The organism is Mesorhizobium sp. M0016 (assembly GCF_040324035.1).
Classification (GTDB): domain Bacteria; phylum Pseudomonadota; class Alphaproteobacteria; order Rhizobiales; family Rhizobiaceae; genus Mesorhizobium.
Genome location: NZ_JAMYVM010000007.1, coordinates 45524 through 62224 on the forward strand (window position 1 = coordinate 45524; position 16701 = coordinate 62224).

The following is a 16701-nucleotide window of genomic DNA, read 5'->3' on the forward strand; positions in this document are numbered from 1 at the left end:
CTCGCCGTGGGGACTTCGAGAAAAGGTACAAAAGCCCGATGAAGGCAGCATCCAAATTTTTGAGCGCCGCGTCCGCGGTGGCTATGTCCGCCGCTCTGGTTGTACCAGGTGCGCTCGCCGTGCAGTTCGTTGCCACATCTGCGGCGCAGGCAGCCGTTGTCTCGAGAGTCGAGGTCAGCGGCAACCAGCGTGTCGACGCCGACACCATCCGCAACTACATCACGATCAAGCCGGGCAAGGCGTTTTCCAGCGCCGATATCGACGATGCGGTCAAGGCGCTGTTCGGCACCGGGCTGTTCTCGGACGTGCAGATCAATCAGGTCGGTTCGACGCTGGTAGTCAAGGTTGCCGAATACCAGGTCGTCAACCAGGTTCTGTTCCAGGGCAACAAGAAGCTCAAGGACAACGCGCTGGCAGTCGCCGTGCAGTTGAAGCCGCGCGGGACGTTCTCGCAGGCAACGCTGGACTCCGATGTCGAGGCGGTAAAGGCTGCCTACAGGCGAATTGGCCGGGATGACGCCGCTGTCACGACGCAGATCATGGATCTCGGCGACAACCGCGTGAACGTGGTCTTCAACATCAACGAAGGCGGCCGCACCAAGATCGCCGCTGTCAATTTCGTCGGCAACAGCGCCTATTCGAGCCGCCGCCTGTCCGACGTCATCGCAACCAAGCGCTCGAGCTTCTTGTCCTTCGTGCTGCGTGACGACGTCTATGACGAGGACAAGCTCCGCGCCGACCAGGAATCGCTGCGCCGCTTCTATTACAATCACGGCTATGCCGACTTCCAGGTGGTCTCAGCCGTCGGCGAGCTCGACGACACGACCAACCAGTACACCGTTACCATCACCGTCCAGGAAGGCGACCGCTATACGTTCGGCGACGTCAGCGTCGAGAGCACCATTCCCGAAGTCGACTCGAAGGCGCTGGAATCGGTGGTTCAGACCCACAAGGGCGACGTCTACAACGCCAAGAATGTCGAGGACACCATCATCGCGCTGACCGAAAAGGTCGCGGGTTCGGGCTATGCCTTCGCCCAGGTGACACCGCGCGGTGATCGCAACTTCGAGAACCACACCATTTCGGTCGTCTATACGATCGACCAGGGCACCAAGGCCTATATCGAGCGCATCGAAATCCGCGGCAACGACCGCACGCGCGACTATGTCATTCGTCGTGAGTTCGATGTCAGCGAAGGCGACGCCTTCAACCAGGTACTCATCCAGCGCGCGAAGAAGCGGCTGGAAAAGCTAGATTACTTTGAGAAAGTCGACGTTTCGACTGTCCCGGGTTCTGAGCCAGACCAGGTCGTGCTCGTGGTTGACGTAGTCGAGAAATCGACCGGCGAGTTCTCGGTTGGCGCAGGATATTCGACCGGTGGCGACACTGCGGGTCCGTCCGTCGAAGGTTCGGTCGCGGAGCGCAACTTCCTCGGTCGCGGCCAGTACATCAAGGTTTCGGCGGGTGGTGGCAAGAATTCGCGCGACTACAGCCTGTCCTTCACCGAGCCCTATTTCCTCGGGCGCCGTATCGCTGCCGGCTTCGACATCTTCCAGCAGACACGCAACTACGACCACTATGACAGCGAGACGCTGGGTGCGACGGTGCGCTTCGGCCTGCCGATCACCGACAACATCTCGACGCAGTTGGCGTACAATATCGCCCAGGAGAAGTACAAGCTCGACGACGGTTGCGATAACAATCCTGCCGTCCCGGGCAACGCCCCTGGCGACGGGATTCCCGACGCGGACTGCAACGTATCTGCGGCAATCGTCCAGGGAATTGATGAAAGCCCTTGGATCAAGTCGTCGGTCAGCCTTGGGTTGGTCTACAACACCATCGATGACATGAAGAGCCCGCATGAAGGCATCTACGCCACCACGACCATGGAAGTTGCCGGCCTTGGTGGCGATGCCAAATTCGTAAAGGTTACCGGTCGTGGGACTGTCTACCAGACGTTGTCCGAACAGCTGGACCTGGTCGGCCTGATCTCAGGCGGCGCCGGCCATATCCAAGGCTTCGGCGGTGACGGCCTGCGTATCTTCGATCAGTTCCAGAGCAGCGACCGCATGATCCGCGGCTTCGAGTATGGTGGCATCGGTCCTGCGGATATTGCAACGGGTGACCACCTCGGCGGCACCACCTATTTCAATGCGTCGGCGGAAGCTCAGTTCCCGATACCGGTCATTCCGGAAAGCTTTGGTGTGCGCGGCGCCGTGTTTGCTGATGCCGCCACACTGTATGGCAGCAAGATTAACGTCGCCGGGGTTACTCAAGCTTCAACTGATCTAGAGTTGCGCGCTTCGGTTGGTGTCGGCTTGTTGTGGTCATCGCCTTTCGGCCCGATCCGCATTGACTACGCGATGCCCGTCAAGAAGGAAAAGACCGACGACGTGCAGGAATTCAACTTCGGCATGTCGAGCCGCTTCTGATGCGCGGGTAACGATGCTTCCGGGCCGTTGGGGTCCGGAAGAGAACTGATCCGACCTAGCTGGATATTGCTTCTGGAATGACCGATCCGGTGTTCTTCGCGCCATCACGCCGGTATACGGCTGGCGAAGTCGCGAATCTGACCGGCGCATCGCTTGTCGATTCCGATTTTGCCCACATATCGATCGATGCGTTGGCGCCAGCCAATGAAGGCGGCGAGGGTGCGCTCGTCTTCGTCGACGGCAAGCGCAATTTCGCGCTGATGCAGTCGCTGAAGGCGGCGGCCGTGTTTTGTCCCGCCGAGTTCGCGGGCAAGGCGCCGGCCGGCATTGCGGTTCTGGTTCATCCGCGCCCGCAGCAGGCCTTCGCCATGATCGGCCGGCTGCTGTTCCCGACGGCGGCTACGCCGGGACCGATGACCAGCGAAACCGGGGTCTCGCCGCAAGCTCATGTCGATGCCTCGGCGCATATCGAGGCCGGGGCGATCATCGAGGCCGGAGCGGTCATCGGCCCCCGCGCTTCCATCGGCAGCGGAACGGTCATTGCCCCCCACGCCGTTATCGGCCCCTCCTGCCAGATCGGCCGTGACGGCTACATTGGGCCGGGTGTCAGTGTTCAGTATGCGCTGATCGGCAACCGCGTCATCATTCATGGCGGCGCCAGGATAGGCCAGGACGGCTTCGGCTTTGTCGGCGGCGCCAAAGGCCCTGAGCGTGTGCCGCAGGTCGGCCGCGTCATCATTCAGGACGATGTCGAAATCGGCTCGAACACGACCGTCGATCGCGGCGCTATGTCGGATACGGTCATCGGTCAGGGGACCAAGATCGACAATCTGGTGCAGATCGCCCATAACGTTCGCATCGGCCGCAATTGCATTATTGCCGGGCTCTCTGGTATTTCCGGCTCCGTCACCGTCGGCGACGGTGTCACCATGGGGGGCGGCGTTGGCCTTGCCGATCATTTGACCATCGGATCAGGGGCCAAGCTTGCTGCAAGAAGCGGGTTCATGAGCAACGTGCCGGCGGGCGAGATCTGGGGAGGCTATCCGGCGCAGCCGATGGCGGAAGCCATGCGCGAGATCGCCATGCTGAGGAAGCTCGCCAGGACGCGCAAGCAGGGCGAAGGGGGAAGTAGCTGAGATGGTGCCGGCGACGCTCGAAGCGGTCGATATATTGGGGTTGATGAAGCTTTTACCGCATCGCTATCCCTTCCTGATGATCGACCGCATCATCGAAATCGACGGCAATGATTCTGCCATCGGCATCAAGAACGTGACCATCAATGAGCCGCATTTTCAGGGCCATTTCCCGGATCAGCCGGTGATGCCGGGCGTGCTCATCGTCGAGGCCATGGCGCAGACGGCCGGCGCGATCTGCATCCGTAACCTCAACACGGAAAAGCCGTCGCTGGTCTATTTCCTGACCATCGATAATGCGAAATTCCGCAAACCGGTCGTCCCGGGCGACCAGTTGAAAATCCACGTCAAGAAAATCAAGATGCGCGGCAACCTGCTCAAATTCGCCTGCGAGGCCATGGTGGAGGGCACAAAGGCCGCCGAAGCCGAGATCTCGGCAATGATGGTTACCGGCTGACGGTTCGAAATGCTCATGAAAATACAGACTTCAATCCACCCCTCGGCCGTCATCGAGGCCGGCGCGCAGGTCGGCGAAGGCGCCGCAATAGGACCTTTCTGCTATGTCGGCGCTGACGCCGTGATCGGTGACCGCGTCGAACTGGTCAGCCATGTCTCGGTGCTGGGCGCGACAACCATTGGCGCCGCGACCAAGGTCTATCCAATGGCGACACTGGGCGGACCGCCGCAGAACACCAAGCACAAGGGCGGCCGCACCACTTTGGTCATCGGCCAGCACTGCACGATCCGCGAAGGCGTGACCATGCATCTCGGCACCGATTCCAGCCGCGGTGAGACGACCGTCGGCGACAACGGCAATTTCCTTGCCTATGCCCACATTGCCCATGATTGCGTCGTCGGTAAAAACGCCACCTTCGCCAATGGCGCGACCCTGGGCGGCCATTGCGAGGTCGGTGACAGCGTTTATATTGGCGGCCTCAGCGCCGTTCATCAGTTCGTGCGTGTTGGTGACAACGCCTTTCTCGGCGGCTGCTCGGCTTTTGTCGGCGATGTCATTCCCTACGCCATTGCGGTGGGCAATCGCGCCAGCCTGCGTGGACTCAACATCATCGGCCTGAAGCGCGCCGGGTTGCCGCGCGCCGAAATCTACCTGCTGCGCAAGGCTTACAAGACCATCTTCGACCGCTCCCGCACTGTCGGCGAGAACATCGAATTCGCCAAGGCCGAGTTTGCGTCGTCGCCGACGGCCATGAAAATCATCGATTTCATCACCAGTCGCGGCAAGCGGCATTTTGCCGTCCCGTCGCTTAAGGGTGGCGACGGCGACGATGCCGATGACGAAGGCTGAGGCCACTTCAACGGGCCTCGAACTTGCGCCGGACGCCAGGGTCGGCATCATTGCCGGCGGCGGTAGCTTGCCGGTCGAAGTTGCCGCCGGCCTGGCGGAGGCCGGACATCGGCCTGTCATCATCCTGGTCGAAGGTCAGGCCGACCGTCAGTCCGACCTCACAATCTATGAGCATGAAAGCCTTGCGCTGGAAGACATCGGCTCGCTGGTTGCGTTGCTGAGGCGCCGGCGCATCACCCATCTTGTGCTTGCCGGCGAGATCAGGCGCAGGCCGCGGTTGGTCGACATGCGTCCGAACCTTGGGCTACTGGCACTTATACCCTCGCTCGCCATGGCGCTTGCCCGCGGCGATGACGGGCTGTTGAAGATATTGACCCGCGGCCTGGAGGCACGGGGCGTCAAGGTTGTCGGTGCGCATGAAGTCGTGCCCCGGCTCGTCGCGGCCGAAGGGCCGCTGACCAAAGCAGTGCCGCGAAAGTCCGACTGGCGCGATATCGAGGCGGCACACGCGGCGGCAAAGGCCATCGGCGCGCTCGACATTGGTCAGGCGGCAATTGCCATCGGTGGCCGCACTGTTGCCCTGGAAGGCGTCGAGGGCACCCACGGACTGCTCGAGCGGACGCAGCAGTTGCGCGGCCATGGCAGGCTGGCCGGCAAGACGCGCGGTGTCCTGGTCAAATGCGCCAAGCCTGGCCAGGAATTGCGTGCCGATCTGCCATCTATTGGCCCCCAGACCGTCGAGGCGGCGCATGCCGCGGGGCTCGCCGGCATTGCCGTCGAAGCCGGCCGTTCGCTCATCCTCGAAGGCCCCGCCGTTCTCGCGCGCGCCAATGCGCTCGGCCTGTTCGTGTTCGGCCTGCCGGCTGCGGGGGCTGTCCATGGCAGCTGAGAAGCCGCTGAAGATTGCCATCGTCGCCGGCGAAGAATCCGGCGACCTGCTGGGCGCCGACATCGTGCAGGCGCTGAAGCGCATGACCGGGCGCGAGGTGCAACTCGTCGGCACTGGCGGGCGGCATCTGCAGGCGCTCGGACTGGCGCCGCTGTTCGACGGCGCCGAGATCGCGCTGATGGGGCTCAGCGCCATCCTGCGTGACTTGCCGCGCCTGATGCGGCGGATCAGCCAGACGGCAAGTGCTGTCGCCGCCGAAAAACCCGACTGTCTGATCACCATCGACAGCCCCGATTTCTCGCTGCGCGTCGCCAAAAAGATCCGCGCCGCCGATCCGTCGATCCCGATCGTCCATTATGTCTGCCCGAGCGTCTGGGCGTGGCGGCCGGGTAGGGCGGCCGCGATGAAGCCCTATGTCGACCACATACTGTGCATCCTGCCTTTCGAGGTAAAGGAGCTCAGCCGTCTCGGCGGCCCGCCCGGCACTTACGTCGGACATCGCCTCACGCATGATCCAGGCGTGCTGGGCGCGGCCAGGGCGCAAGCCCAGCCACGCGATCTCTCGGCCGATCACGTCAAGACGCTGCTCGTCCTGCCAGGGTCGCGGCGCGGCGAGGTGAGCCGGCTTATCGGTCCGTTCGGCGAGACGGTGTCGGCGCTGCGCGCGCGTGGCCACAGGCTGCGGCTGTTGCTGCCGACGGTGCCGCATGTCGCCGAACTGGTCAAAACATCGGTGGCGCGCTGGGATCAGGAGCCAGAAGTCATCCTCGATCCCGAGCGCAAGTGGCAGGCCTTCGGCAAGGCCGATGCGGCGCTGATCGCGTCTGGAACGGTGTCACTGGAACTGGCGATGTCGGGTGTCCCGATGATCTCTTGCTACAAGTTCGATCCGATCATGCTGATGGCGCAGAGCCTGATCACGGTGTGGAGCGCTGCTTTGCCCAACCTTATTGCCGACCGGCCGGTCGTGCCGGAAAGCTACAACCAGTATGTGCGGCCGCACTATCTGGCGCGGCAGCTCGAGGCACTGTTCTCAGACACCGCCTACCGCGCCTGGCAAAAGGGTGGCTTTGCCGAGGTTGCCAGACGCATGGCCACGGACAGACCCTCCGGCGACATCGCCGCCGATGTCGTTCTTCGCCACATCGGGAGAGCGAATAGGGCTTAGTGGATAGTGAATAGTGAATAGTGAATAGTGAATAGTGAATAGTGAATAGGATTAACGCGCTCTCACCTATAATCAAGCTGCTACTTACTACCTGCTATTCACTACTTACCATTCACCATTCACCATTCACTCTCTTTCACCTTTTCGCAATCGGCACGTAGTCGCGTTCCGGCGCGCCGGTGTAGAGCTGGCGCGGACGGCCGATCTTCTGGTGGGGATCCTCGATCATTTCCTTCCACTGCGCGATCCAGCCGACGGTGCGCGCGACCGCGAACAGCACGGTGAACATGGTGGTGGGGAAGCCCAGCGCCTTCAGCGTGATGCCGGAATAGAAATCGACGTTCGGATAGAGCTTCTTTTCGATGAAGTAGGAATCGGTCAGCGCGATCTTTTCCAGCTCCATGGCGATGTCGAGCAGCGGATCGTCCTTGATGCCGAGTTCGCCCAGCACTTCATGCGCCGTCTTCTGCATGATTTTCGCACGAGGATCGTAGTTCTTGTAGACGCGATGGCCAAAGCCCATCAGCCGGAACGGATCGTTCTTGTCCTTGGCGCGGGCGATGAATTCCGGGATGTGGTCGACATGGCCGATCTCGCCCAGCATGTTGAGCGCCGCCTCATTGGCGCCGCCATGCGCCGGGCCCCACAGGCAGGCGATGCCGGCGGCGATGCAGGCGAACGGATTGGCGCCCGACGAGCCTGCAAGCCGCACGGTCGAGGTCGAGGCGTTCTGTTCGTGGTCGGCATGCAGAATGAAGATGCGCTCCATGGCGCGCGCCAGCACCGGATTGATCTTGTATTCCTCGCACGGCACCGCAAAGCACATATGCAGGAAGTTGGCGGCGAAGTTCAGCTCGTTCTTCGGGTAAATGAAGGGCTGGCCGATATGGTATTTGTAGGCCATGGCCGCAATCGTCGGCATCTTGGCAATCAGCCGCATCGAGGCGACCATGCGCTGATACGGGTCCGAAATATCGGTGGAGTCGTGATAGAAGGCCGACAGCGCGCCGACCACGCCGCACATCACAGCCATCGGATGCGCGTCGCGGCGGAAGCCGGTGAAGAAGCGCGACATCTGCTCGTGCACCATGGTGTGGCGCGTCACCCGGTAGTCGAAATCGTCCTTCTGTGCCTTGGTCGGCAGTTCGCCGTAGAGCAGGAGGTAGCAGACTTCGAGGAAGTCGCCATGCTCGGCCAGCTGGTCGATGGGATAGCCGCGGTGAAGCAGGATGCCGGCATCGCCGTCGATGAAGGTTATCGCCGACTCGCAGCTCGCCGTCGAAGTGAAGCCGGGATCGTAGGTGAAGGCGCCGGTGGTGTTGTAGAGCGCACCGATGTCGATGACGTCGGGCCCGACCGACCCGCTTCGCACCTTGAATTCATGCGTCTTGCCGGCCAGTTCGAGCGTGGCAGTCGACGGGTGCGTCGTCTTGCTGCCGGTTTCCAGTCTTGTCGCAGCTTCGCTCATTCTCAAACTCCTTCATGTTCCTCATGCCGGCAAGGCAATTCCTGCAAACGACACGTCGAAATCACCGGAATGCGCGAACTCGCCACCGCATTTTGGGAGGTGCGTGCCTGATTGGGCCAAGGCCTAATGTTGCACTGCGAAACCCGCCTTTCAATGCCAATCTTTTTGGGCCAGCTCGCTCCTAATCGATTTGATCCGCAATCCGCGCCAGGCTTTCCTCGCGGCCAAGCACGGCAAGCACGTCGAACACGCCGGGCGAGGTGCTACGGCCGGTAAGGGCCGCCCGGAGCGGTTGGGCCACGGCGCCGAGCTTGTGGCCGCCGGCCGCTGCGAACTCGCGCACCGCGGCTTCAGCCGCGGCAGCCGACCAATCGCCCGAAACAGTCTGCAAAGCGGCATGTGCGCCGCGCAGGATCGCGCGCGCGTCGGCACTGAGCAGTGCTGCCGCCTTCTCGTCGATCGGCAGCGGCCGCTCGACGAACAGGAAGGCCGCGCCATCGGCCAGTTCCACCAGCGTCTTGGCGCGCTCTTTCAGGCCCGGCAAGGCGGCCAGCAGCTGCGCCTTCCTGGCGTCGTCGAGACGGGCGGCGATAGCAGATCCGCCTTCGAGGTATGGCAGAGTGGCGACGAAAATGTCGAACAGCTCGGTATCGGCCATCTTGCGCATATGCGCGCCGTTGATTGACTCGAGCTTGGCGAAGTCGAAACGCGCCGCACCCTTGTTGACATCGCCGATGTCGAACCACGAAATCATGTCCTTGATCGACATGATCTCGTCGTCGCCATGGCTCCAGCCGAGCCGCGCCAGATAGTTGAGCAGTGCCTCGGGCAGATAGCCCATGGCGCGATAAGCCTCGACACCGAGTGCGCCGTGCCGCTTCGACAGCTTGGCGCCGTCGGCGCCGTGGATCAGCGGGATATGCGACATCGACGGGACGTCCCAGCCCATCGCGTTGTAGATCACCGTCTGGCGCGCGGCGTTGGTCAGATGGTCGTCGCCACGGATGATGTGGGTGACGCCCATGTCATGGTCGTCGACGACGACGGCATGCATGTAGGTCGGATTGCCGTCCGAGCGCAGGATGATGAAATCGTCGAGGTCCTTGTTGGGGAAGCGCACCTCGCCCTGCACACGGTCGTGCACCACGGTTTCGCCCTCGGTCGGCGCCTTGATGCGGATGGCGCCCTTGACGCCGGGAGGCGCCTCCGAGGGGGCACGATCGCGCCACGCGCCATTGTAGCGCGGCGGCAAGCCCTTGGCGCGTGCGGCCTCGCGCATCGCCTCGAGCTCGGCAGGGGTCTCGTAGCTGTAATAGGCCTTGCCCAGGCGCACCAGCTCCTCGGCCACCTCACGGTGGCGTGGCGCGCGCTCGAACTGCGATATGGCCTCACCGTCCCAGGAAAGGCCGAGCCAGGTCAGCCCATCCAGAATGGCCTGTGTCGCCGCCTCGTTGAAGCGTTCGCGGTCGGTGTCCTCGATGCGCAGCACCATCGTGCCGCCGGTGTGCTTGGCGTACAGCCAGTTGAACAGTGCGGTGCGCGCGCCGCCTATATGCAGATAGCCGGTGGGCGAGGGGGCAAAACGGGTGACGACCGTGTCGGACATGGAACTCTCGGGAACCTTGGAAAGCGGGGCGTGATCGCGCGGGCTTTCGCGCTTTGCGCGTTCATGTAGCATAGGAGGTCTGGGGCGCAAGGGGCAGACCCGATGGCTGGATGAGGCCGGGGCACGTTGCCAATTATCGGTTGCGTCAACGGGCGCCGGAGCCTTGTAGCACAAAATCTGTTCGCACCTCCGCGCAACCTCGTTTGGCAGCAGCGTCAATGTCTGGGTTTCATTCGGCTGCAGCGTCCGTCACAGTGCCTGGAACATCGCTGCGACGGTGGTAGCCTCCTCTGACGAGCGGACATTTCTTCACGGAGGCGGCACTGCCCGACTACAAAGCCGCCGTGACAGCGTTGGCTTGGTCACGCATATTGACCTTTCTGCAATCATTATCGTGAACACCGCAACTGTGTGCAGTCCGGTCTCGCCACTAAGGAAGCATGATTGAAAGAAGGACTACCGATGACCAGAAACGCCGACCATACGGAGGGTGATCCGTTCTACCATGGCACCCGGGCGGATTTGAAACCCGGGGATCTGCTGAGCGTCGGCCACCCTTCCAATTTCAGAGGTAAACCACTGTCATGGATCTATTTCACCCAGACACTGGAAGCCGCCATCTGGGGAGCAGAGCTTGCAACGGGTGACGGTCGTCAAAGGATTTACATCGTAAAGCCGACGGGGTTTTTCATGGATGACCCTAACCTGACCGATAAAAAATTTCCCGGTAATCCGACGAAATCCTACCGCTCCCGTGATCCGTTACTCATCCTGGGGGAGCTCGCTGAATGGCAGGGTCATACACCCGAACAATTGAAGGCAATGCACGATGGGCTTGCTCGCCTGAGGGCGGAGGGCCGGGATATGATTGAGGATTGAGCGTCCTTGGCGAGTGATGGTCAATTCCGGCGCGGTGGACGCGATCACGCGGACTTTCGCGCTTTGCGCGTTCATGTAGCATAGGGGTCTGGGGCGCAAGGGGCAGACCCGATGGCTGGACGTGGCCGGGGCACGAAGGAAGGCGAAGGCGCCGAGGCAAGCGTCAGCGAACGCTCGCTGTTTGCCGATAGTCCCTATGCCGAGCCGCTGCCCCTCGCGCTCCCTGAGCCGCATCCCGGCGTCGCGCCTGCGCTGCCCGGTCACGCGTTGCCGGCGCAAGTCACAGCGCCCGGATCTATCGCCCGTCTGCGCAGACGGCTTCGCCGTCCGTCATGGCCCGCGCTCCGCCGCAGCCTTGCCGTGGCCGCCAACACGGAGCTCGACCGGGGCGTCGCCTTCCTGCTGGTGCCGGTTTTCCTGGCGGCCGGCGTCATCATTTATTTCTCGCTGGCCGGCGAGCCGGGCTTTGCGCAGCCAATCGCCATTGTGGTGCTGGCGACATGTTGCGCTGTCGCCACGCGATCGCGGCCGAGGACGCATCTGTTCTGCATGGCCGCGATGCTGTGCGCGCTCGGCGTCGTCGCCGCCAAAGTCGAGACCTGGCGCGCCGGAACGCAGATGCTCGGCTCCGAGATTCAGACACGGCTGACCGGCCGCGTCGTCAGTCTCGAACAGATGGAAAGCGGCCGCATCAGGCTGACGCTCGACGTGGTTTCGACCGCTTACCCCGAGCTGCGTTACGCCCCGGAGCGGGTCAGGCTCTCGGCGCGGACCGTTCCCGCCGATATGACCGCCGGCTCCCTGATCACCGGCTATGCCAGGCTGTTGCCGCCGACCGGTCCGGTGCGGCCGGAGAGCTACGATTTCTCCTTCGACAGCTATTTCACCGGTATCGGCGGCAGCGGCTTCTTTCTCGGCAATCCGAAAACCATTGCTACGCAGGGGCCGCCGCCGCTGACCGCGCGGCTCTCCTCGGCAATCGAGAACGCGCGCGAAAACATTGCCGACCATATCAGGGGCAAGATCGGCGGCGCCGAAGGCGAGATTGCCGCGGCGTTGATTGTCGGGGTGCGCGCCGGCATCCCGGACGAGGTCAACGAAGCGATGCGGCGCACCGGCATCTACCACATCATCTCCATCTCCGGCCTGCACATGGCGCTGGTTGCCGGCACCATCATGGCGTTGCTGCGTGGCGCCTTTGCGCTGTTTCCCGATTTCTCTTCGCGCCGCCCAGTCAAGAAATATGCAGCAGTGGCAGCACTCGTCTCCATCGCCGCCTATCTCGTCATTTCAGGCATCGTGGTCGCCGCCGAGCGCAGTTTCATCATGCTAGCGGTCATGCTGGTCGCGGTACTCTTCGATCGTGCCGCGCTCACCATGCGCAATCTGGCGATCTCCGCCATTGCCGTCATCCTGGTGTCGCCGCACGAGGTGGTCGGTCCCAGCTTCCAGATGTCGTTTGCCGCCACAGCCGCCCTTGTCGGCGCCTATGCCGGCTGGGCCGATTACCGCGCCGACAAGGTGAGAACGCCGCTGGCAAAGCGCTCCTTCGTCGGCTTCCTGTCGCGAAAATTCGCGCTGGCCATGGGCGGCCTCGCCATGACCTCGATCATCGCCGGCAGTGCAACCTTGCTGTTCGCCATCTGGCATTTTCAGCGTGTGTCGCCGCTCAGCCTGATCGCCAATCTGGCCGTGATGCCGATTGTTTCGTTGATCGTCATGCCCTTTGCCGTGCTCAGCGCACTGGCGATGCCGTTCGGCGCCGACGGGCCGTTCCTCTATGTGATGGGCAAGGGTCTGATGGCGATGATCGCTATATCGGCCTGGATTTCCGAGCGCTCGCCGGTCGACGCCGTCGGGCTGATCTCCATCCGCTCGGTGCTGTTGGTGGCAGTCGCCCTCGTCATCGCCACCATGGCCACCACCTGGCTCAGGCTGGCGGCCGTGCCTTTCGCGCTGGCCGGCCTGTTGACGGTGCCGCAGGTGCTTACGCCCGACGTGCTCATATCCGAGGACGCACATTTGGTGGCCATGCCGATCGGTGGCGGCGAACTCGCCCTCAACCGCGAACGCTCCAACGAATTCACCACGGACAATTGGAAACGGGCGCTGCGGGCCGAAACCATTGTCCCGCCCGAGATTTTCGAGGCAACAGATACGCGGTTCGATCTCGATCCGCTCGATCTGCCGCCCGGCTCGCCCTTCTATTGCACCGGCGATCTCTGTATCGCTCGACACCCTTCCGGAGCCATTGTAGCTCTTGCGAAAGACCGCAAGACGGCGCGGCCGGCCTGTGCCTTCGCGAGCCTGATCGTCATCGATGACGCCACCGCCTACAATCCGTGCCGCGACCCGCTGGTCCTGGTCGTGACGAAGAAACAGCTGGCCCGCGACGGCAGCGCCGCCGTCTTCTTCGATCCGCAATCGGCAGCGGCAGCGCCAACCATCCGGTTCGCCGTCGACAAGCCGTATCGCCCCTGGCACGAGCAACGCCGCTTCTCCCGCGACGCGCGCGGCCTGCCGCCTTACAACCAGCGTGAAAAGTACAAACCCAAGCCGGCTCAGTAGCGCCGGATCAATCCGACAAGCTTGCCCTGCACCTTCACCCTGTCCGGTCCAAAAATGCGGGTCTCGTAGGCCGGGTTGGCGGCTTCCAGGGCGATCGAGGCGCCCTTGCGGCGGAAGCGTTTCAGGGTCGCTTCCTCATCGTCGACCAACGCCACCACGATCTCGCCGGGGCTGGCTGTGTCGGCATTGCGGATGATGACCGTGTCGCCATCGAAAATGCCGGCCTCGATCATCGAATCGCCCTTGACCTCGAGCGCGTAGTGTTCACCGCCCATGATCATGTCGGGCGGCACCGAGATCGAATGGGTCTGATGCTGGATGGCGTCGATCGGCACGCCGGCGGCGATGCGTCCCATCACCGGGATTGAAATCGAGGAAACGGCATCGTCATTGCCGGCAGACATCGAACGCGACGGCGAGCCCGGCCTGATCTGGCGGCCGAGACCGCCTTGGCCCATCCCGCCTTGTCCCTGGCCGCCTTGCCCTTGGCCGGCTTGACCAAGACTGCCCTGAATGACGCTCGGCGAAAACTTCCTCGCCGCGTTGAGGCCTGGTGCGATCGAGTCGGGTAGCCGCAGCACTTCCAGCGCGCGCGCCCGGTTCGGCAGCCGGCGAATGAAACCGCGCTCCTCAAGCGCTGTGATCAGTCGGTGGATGCCGGACTTGGAGGCGAGGTCGAGCGCTTCCTTCATCTCGTCGAAGGACGGCGGGATTCCGCTCTCCTTCAGGCGTTCATGGATGAACATCAGAAGCTCATGTTGTTTGCGCGTCAGCATCGCGGCCCCCAAGGGTTCTGAAACCAGAATCAGAAAAAACAAACCCAGAACAAACACTATCTGTTCCAGTTGTGTTCCGCAACCTTTTAAAGTTTAATGAATGTGTTGACGTTTTGTTCAGCGTAACGTTCGGCGCTGCGAGCGCCGCCTGCGCCCAGTTGCCAGCAACGGGGTGAAACGAAGACAAGTGGCCTGCGTCGTCGGCTACGATCGCCGCTTCCTTTTCGGACGGGGCTGCGCAGCATCCGCGCCGGGTTCGCTCTGGGCATAGACCCGCAGCGTGTAGCCGATGTGAGCGGTCATCAGAGTTTTCGCACGTTCGACGTCGCGATCGAGGGCCGCTTCCATCAGGGCGGTATGGTGTTCGATCGCCACGGCGTCGCGCAGGGCCGCCACGGCCTTCCGGTGCCCATCCGTGCGGCCGGCGGCGGCGCGCAGCGTCGGGGCCAGACCCAGAAAGCGGTGATGGCGATGCAATTGGTCGGAAATCGTTGCATTGAAGCGCAGCAGCCAGCTGGATGTCGCGGCACTGAGCAGCGCCGCATGGAAGGCCTCGTGTTTTTCGTACCACGCGTCGACCGCATCATCCGATGGATCGTCGAGAACAGACCCGCACCGTGAGAGACGATAGTGGGCGGCAACGACCGCGTCTTCCCACTCGCGGTCGCCCTTCTCGACCGATTCCACCAGCAGGGGCAGTTCGACCACCAGCCGCGCACGCGCCAAATCCTCGAGCTCCGCCCGAGAGACGGGAGCGACCGCAAACCCGCGGTTGCTGATGGCGGTCACAAGCCGTTCCGCCTCCAGCCGCGACAGCGCCTCGCGCAACGGCGTCCAGCCGATGCCGTAGGTGTTGCGCAGCGTGCTCAGCTTCAACGGCGCGGCAGGCGCCAGCCGGGTCGCAAGAATATCGCGCCTGAGCAGGCGATAGGCCACTTCCGTCTTCGAGGTCTGCTCGTCATCCAGCATCGTGATCCATCAGACATAAACGCTCGGCTGAGTATTATATATCAAAGCCTTTCAATGGGTGAATTATATATAATGTTTGACAGCTCAAGGGCGACCACTCAAGATCGCCGGCATGTTTGGGCGGGCAGGCTCCGCCGCGCGCGTTTGTCCATGGAGGGGCGCCGGATCATGATGACACCCGATCTCGCTGCAATCGAAGCAATGGATGCCGCCGATCCGCTGCGCTCCATGCGTGGACGCTTTGTCTTACCGCAAGGCGTGATTTATCTCGACGGCAATTCGCTGGGTGCCGCGTCACCAGCCGTCTTCAGCGAATTGCAACAGGCCGCCACGCAGGAATGGGCGCACGACCTCATTCGCGCCTGGAACACGGCTGGCTGGTTCAACATGCCGGTGGAACTGGGAGATCAGCTCGGACGACTGATCGGCGCGGCTGACGGGCAGACGGTGGTCTGCGACACAACCTCGATCAACATCTACAAGCTGCTGCACGCCGCGCTCGGCATGCGGCCGAATCGGTCGGTCATCGTTGCCGAGGGCGACAGTTTCCCGACCGACCTCTACATGGCCGAAGGCGTCGCCTCGACCCGGCCGGGAACGCGGCTGCGGCTGGAGGGCGTCGACGCGGCCGCAATCGAGGACCTGATCGACGACAGCGTTGCCGTCATCCTGGTCAACCACGTCAACTACAAATCCGGCCAGTTGCGCGACATGGCGGCGCTGACGCGCAAGGCACATGACGCCGGCGCGCTGATCATCTGGGATCTCTGCCACACCGCCGGCGCCTTGCCGGTCGAACTCGACCGTGCCAATGCCGATTTCGCTGTCGGCTGCACCTACAAATACCTCAATGGCGGCCCGGGCTCGCCGGCCTTCATCTACGCGGCCGAGCGCCACCATGGTGATATCAGCCAGCCGCTCAGCGGCTGGTGGGGCCATGCGCGGCCGTTTGCCTTCGAGCAGGGCTTTGCCGTCGGCAGCGGCATTCGCCGCTTCCTGTGCGGAACGCAGCCGGTGCTGTCGATGCGGGCGCTCAAGGGCGCGCTCGATATCTGGAACGACGTCGATATGGCGGCGGTGCGCAGAAAAAGCATCGCGCTGACCGACCTGTTTATCCAGCTCGTCGAAGCCAGATGCGGCGCCTACGGGCTTGAACTGGAAAGTCCTCGCGACGGCAGCCAGCGCGGCAGCCAGGTGTCGTTCCTCCATCCGCATGGCTATCAGGTGATGCGCGCGCTGATCGAGCGCGGCGTGATCGGCGATTTCCGGGCGCCGTCGACCATCCGTTTCGGCTTCACGCCGCTCTATGTCGGATATGGCGATGTCTGGCAGGCGGTCGAAGTCCTGGAGGATATTCTGCGCACCGGCGCCTGGCAGGACGCCCGCTTCGCGGTGAAGACCGCGGTCACCTGAGGAACTAGAGCAATTTCAGGAAAAGTGTGAAGCGGTTTTCCGTCCGCAATTGCGTCAAATCAAAGAGCTAGAGCATTTCGCCGTTTACGTTAAA

At 62.7% G+C, this 16701-nt stretch carries 13 protein-coding genes; 9 read left to right on the forward strand and 4 right to left on the reverse strand.

The annotated features are described in order from the left end of the window. The first annotated feature begins 38 nt into the window (after positions 1–38). From bamA to lpxB, 6 genes are all read left to right on the forward strand, one after another. Positions 39–2432 (forward strand): outer membrane protein assembly factor BamA, encoded by a 2394-nt coding sequence (gene bamA / locus NKJ88_RS12660; RefSeq protein ID WP_023684694.1) that lies wholly within the window; start codon positions 39–41, stop codon positions 2430–2432. 77 nt (positions 2433–2509) lie between these two features. Beyond that, on the forward strand, positions 2510–3568 hold the full coding sequence (lpxD, locus tag NKJ88_RS12665) for a UDP-3-O-(3-hydroxymyristoyl)glucosamine N-acyltransferase (protein ID WP_023684695.1): 1059 nt from the start codon (positions 2510–2512) through the stop codon (positions 3566–3568). A gap of 1 nt (position 3569) precedes the next feature. Continuing rightward, positions 3570–4022, forward strand: a complete 453-nt coding sequence (gene fabZ, locus NKJ88_RS12670) for a 3-hydroxyacyl-ACP dehydratase FabZ (protein ID WP_023684696.1) — start codon at positions 3570–3572, stop codon at positions 4020–4022. Positions 4023–4037: 15 nt separating this feature from the next. After that, complete coding sequence (gene lpxA, locus NKJ88_RS12675) at positions 4038–4871, forward strand: acyl-ACP--UDP-N-acetylglucosamine O-acyltransferase (protein WP_352444186.1); 834 nt, start codon at positions 4038–4040, stop codon at positions 4869–4871. Next, positions 4858–5760 carry an LpxI family protein gene (locus NKJ88_RS12680; RefSeq protein ID WP_023829639.1) on the forward strand — a complete coding sequence of 301 codons (903 nt, stop codon included), beginning with the start codon at positions 4858–4860 and terminating at the stop codon, positions 5758–5760. Before lpxA ends, NKJ88_RS12680 begins: the two co-directional genes overlap by 14 nt. After that, the gene (lpxB, locus tag NKJ88_RS12685) at positions 5750–6928 is read left to right on the forward strand and encodes a lipid-A-disaccharide synthase (protein ID WP_352444188.1); all 1179 of its coding nucleotides are present in this window, start codon (positions 5750–5752) and stop codon (positions 6926–6928) included. The genes NKJ88_RS12680 and lpxB overlap by 11 nt, the downstream gene beginning before the upstream one ends. 136 nt (positions 6929–7064) lie before the next feature. Here the strand turns inward: lpxB and gltA are convergent, their stop codons facing one another. Together gltA and gltX are read right to left on the reverse strand one after the other, a co-directional pair. Continuing rightward, the gene (gltA, locus tag NKJ88_RS12690) at positions 7065–8396 is read right to left on the reverse strand and encodes a citrate synthase (protein WP_023671037.1); all 1332 of its coding nucleotides are present in this window, start codon (positions 8394–8396) and stop codon (positions 7065–7067) included. 181 nt (positions 8397–8577) lie between these two features. Beyond that, positions 8578–10002 (reverse strand): glutamate--tRNA ligase, encoded by a 1425-nt coding sequence (gene gltX / locus NKJ88_RS12695; RefSeq protein WP_023696561.1) that lies wholly within the window; start codon positions 10000–10002, stop codon positions 8578–8580. Between the two features lie 462 nt (positions 10003–10464). On the opposite strand from gltX, the gene arr reads away from it, so the two are divergent. Beyond that, entirely contained in the window at positions 10465–10881 is a 417-nt protein-coding gene (gene arr / locus NKJ88_RS12700) for an NAD(+)--rifampin ADP-ribosyltransferase (RefSeq protein ID WP_023696562.1), read from the forward strand. Positions 10882–10992: 111 nt separating this feature from the next. Further along, positions 10993–13449 carry a ComEC/Rec2 family competence protein gene (locus NKJ88_RS12705; RefSeq protein WP_352444191.1) on the forward strand — a complete coding sequence of 819 codons (2457 nt, stop codon included), beginning with the start codon at positions 10993–10995 and terminating at the stop codon, positions 13447–13449. Here NKJ88_RS12705 and lexA read toward each other — a convergent pair. Beyond that, on the reverse strand, positions 13443–14225 hold the full coding sequence (gene lexA, locus NKJ88_RS12710; protein WP_023712350.1) for a transcriptional repressor LexA: 783 nt from the start codon (positions 14223–14225) through the stop codon (positions 13443–13445). The genes NKJ88_RS12705 and lexA overlap by 7 nt on opposite strands. Before the next feature lie 204 nt (positions 14226–14429). Next, positions 14430–15194, reverse strand: a complete 765-nt coding sequence (locus NKJ88_RS12715) for a GntR family transcriptional regulator (RefSeq protein WP_023824872.1) — start codon at positions 15192–15194, stop codon at positions 14430–14432. A 168-nt stretch (positions 15195–15362) separates the two neighbouring features. On the opposite strand from NKJ88_RS12715, the gene kynU reads away from it, so the two are divergent. Then, complete coding sequence (gene kynU / locus NKJ88_RS12720; RefSeq protein ID WP_023824873.1) at positions 15363–16607, forward strand: kynureninase; 1245 nt, start codon at positions 15363–15365, stop codon at positions 16605–16607. The last annotated feature ends 94 nt before the right edge of the window (positions 16608–16701 follow it).

What these genes read in the sequence shown, in the direction of transcription:
- bamA (WP_023684694.1), top strand. Translation starts at nt 39, where the DNA reads ATGAAGGCAGCATCCAAATTTTTGAGCGCCGCGTCCGCGGTGGCTATG.
- lpxD (WP_023684695.1), top strand. Translation starts at nt 2,510, where the DNA reads ATGACCGATCCGGTGTTCTTCGCGCCATCACGCCGGTATACGGCTGGC.
- fabZ (WP_023684696.1), top strand. Translation starts at nt 3,570, where the DNA reads ATGGTGCCGGCGACGCTCGAAGCGGTCGATATATTGGGGTTGATGAAG.
- lpxA (WP_352444186.1), top strand. Translation starts at nt 4,038, where the DNA reads ATGAAAATACAGACTTCAATCCACCCCTCGGCCGTCATCGAGGCCGGC.
- NKJ88_RS12680 (WP_023829639.1), top strand. Translation starts at nt 4,858, where the DNA reads ATGACGAAGGCTGAGGCCACTTCAACGGGCCTCGAACTTGCGCCGGAC.
- lpxB (WP_352444188.1), top strand. Translation starts at nt 5,750, where the DNA reads ATGGCAGCTGAGAAGCCGCTGAAGATTGCCATCGTCGCCGGCGAAGAA.
- gltA (WP_023671037.1), bottom strand. Translation starts at nt 8,396, where the DNA reads ATGAGCGAAGCTGCGACAAGACTGGAAACCGGCAGCAAGACGACGCAC.
- gltX (WP_023696561.1), bottom strand. Translation starts at nt 10,002, where the DNA reads ATGTCCGACACGGTCGTCACCCGTTTTGCCCCCTCGCCCACCGGCTAT.
- arr (WP_023696562.1), top strand. Translation starts at nt 10,465, where the DNA reads ATGACCAGAAACGCCGACCATACGGAGGGTGATCCGTTCTACCATGGC.
- NKJ88_RS12705 (WP_352444191.1), top strand. Translation starts at nt 10,993, where the DNA reads ATGGCTGGACGTGGCCGGGGCACGAAGGAAGGCGAAGGCGCCGAGGCA.
- lexA (WP_023712350.1), bottom strand. Translation starts at nt 14,225, where the DNA reads ATGCTGACGCGCAAACAACATGAGCTTCTGATGTTCATCCATGAACGC.
- NKJ88_RS12715 (WP_023824872.1), bottom strand. Translation starts at nt 15,194, where the DNA reads ATGCTGGATGACGAGCAGACCTCGAAGACGGAAGTGGCCTATCGCCTG.
- kynU (WP_023824873.1), top strand. Translation starts at nt 15,363, where the DNA reads ATGATGACACCCGATCTCGCTGCAATCGAAGCAATGGATGCCGCCGAT.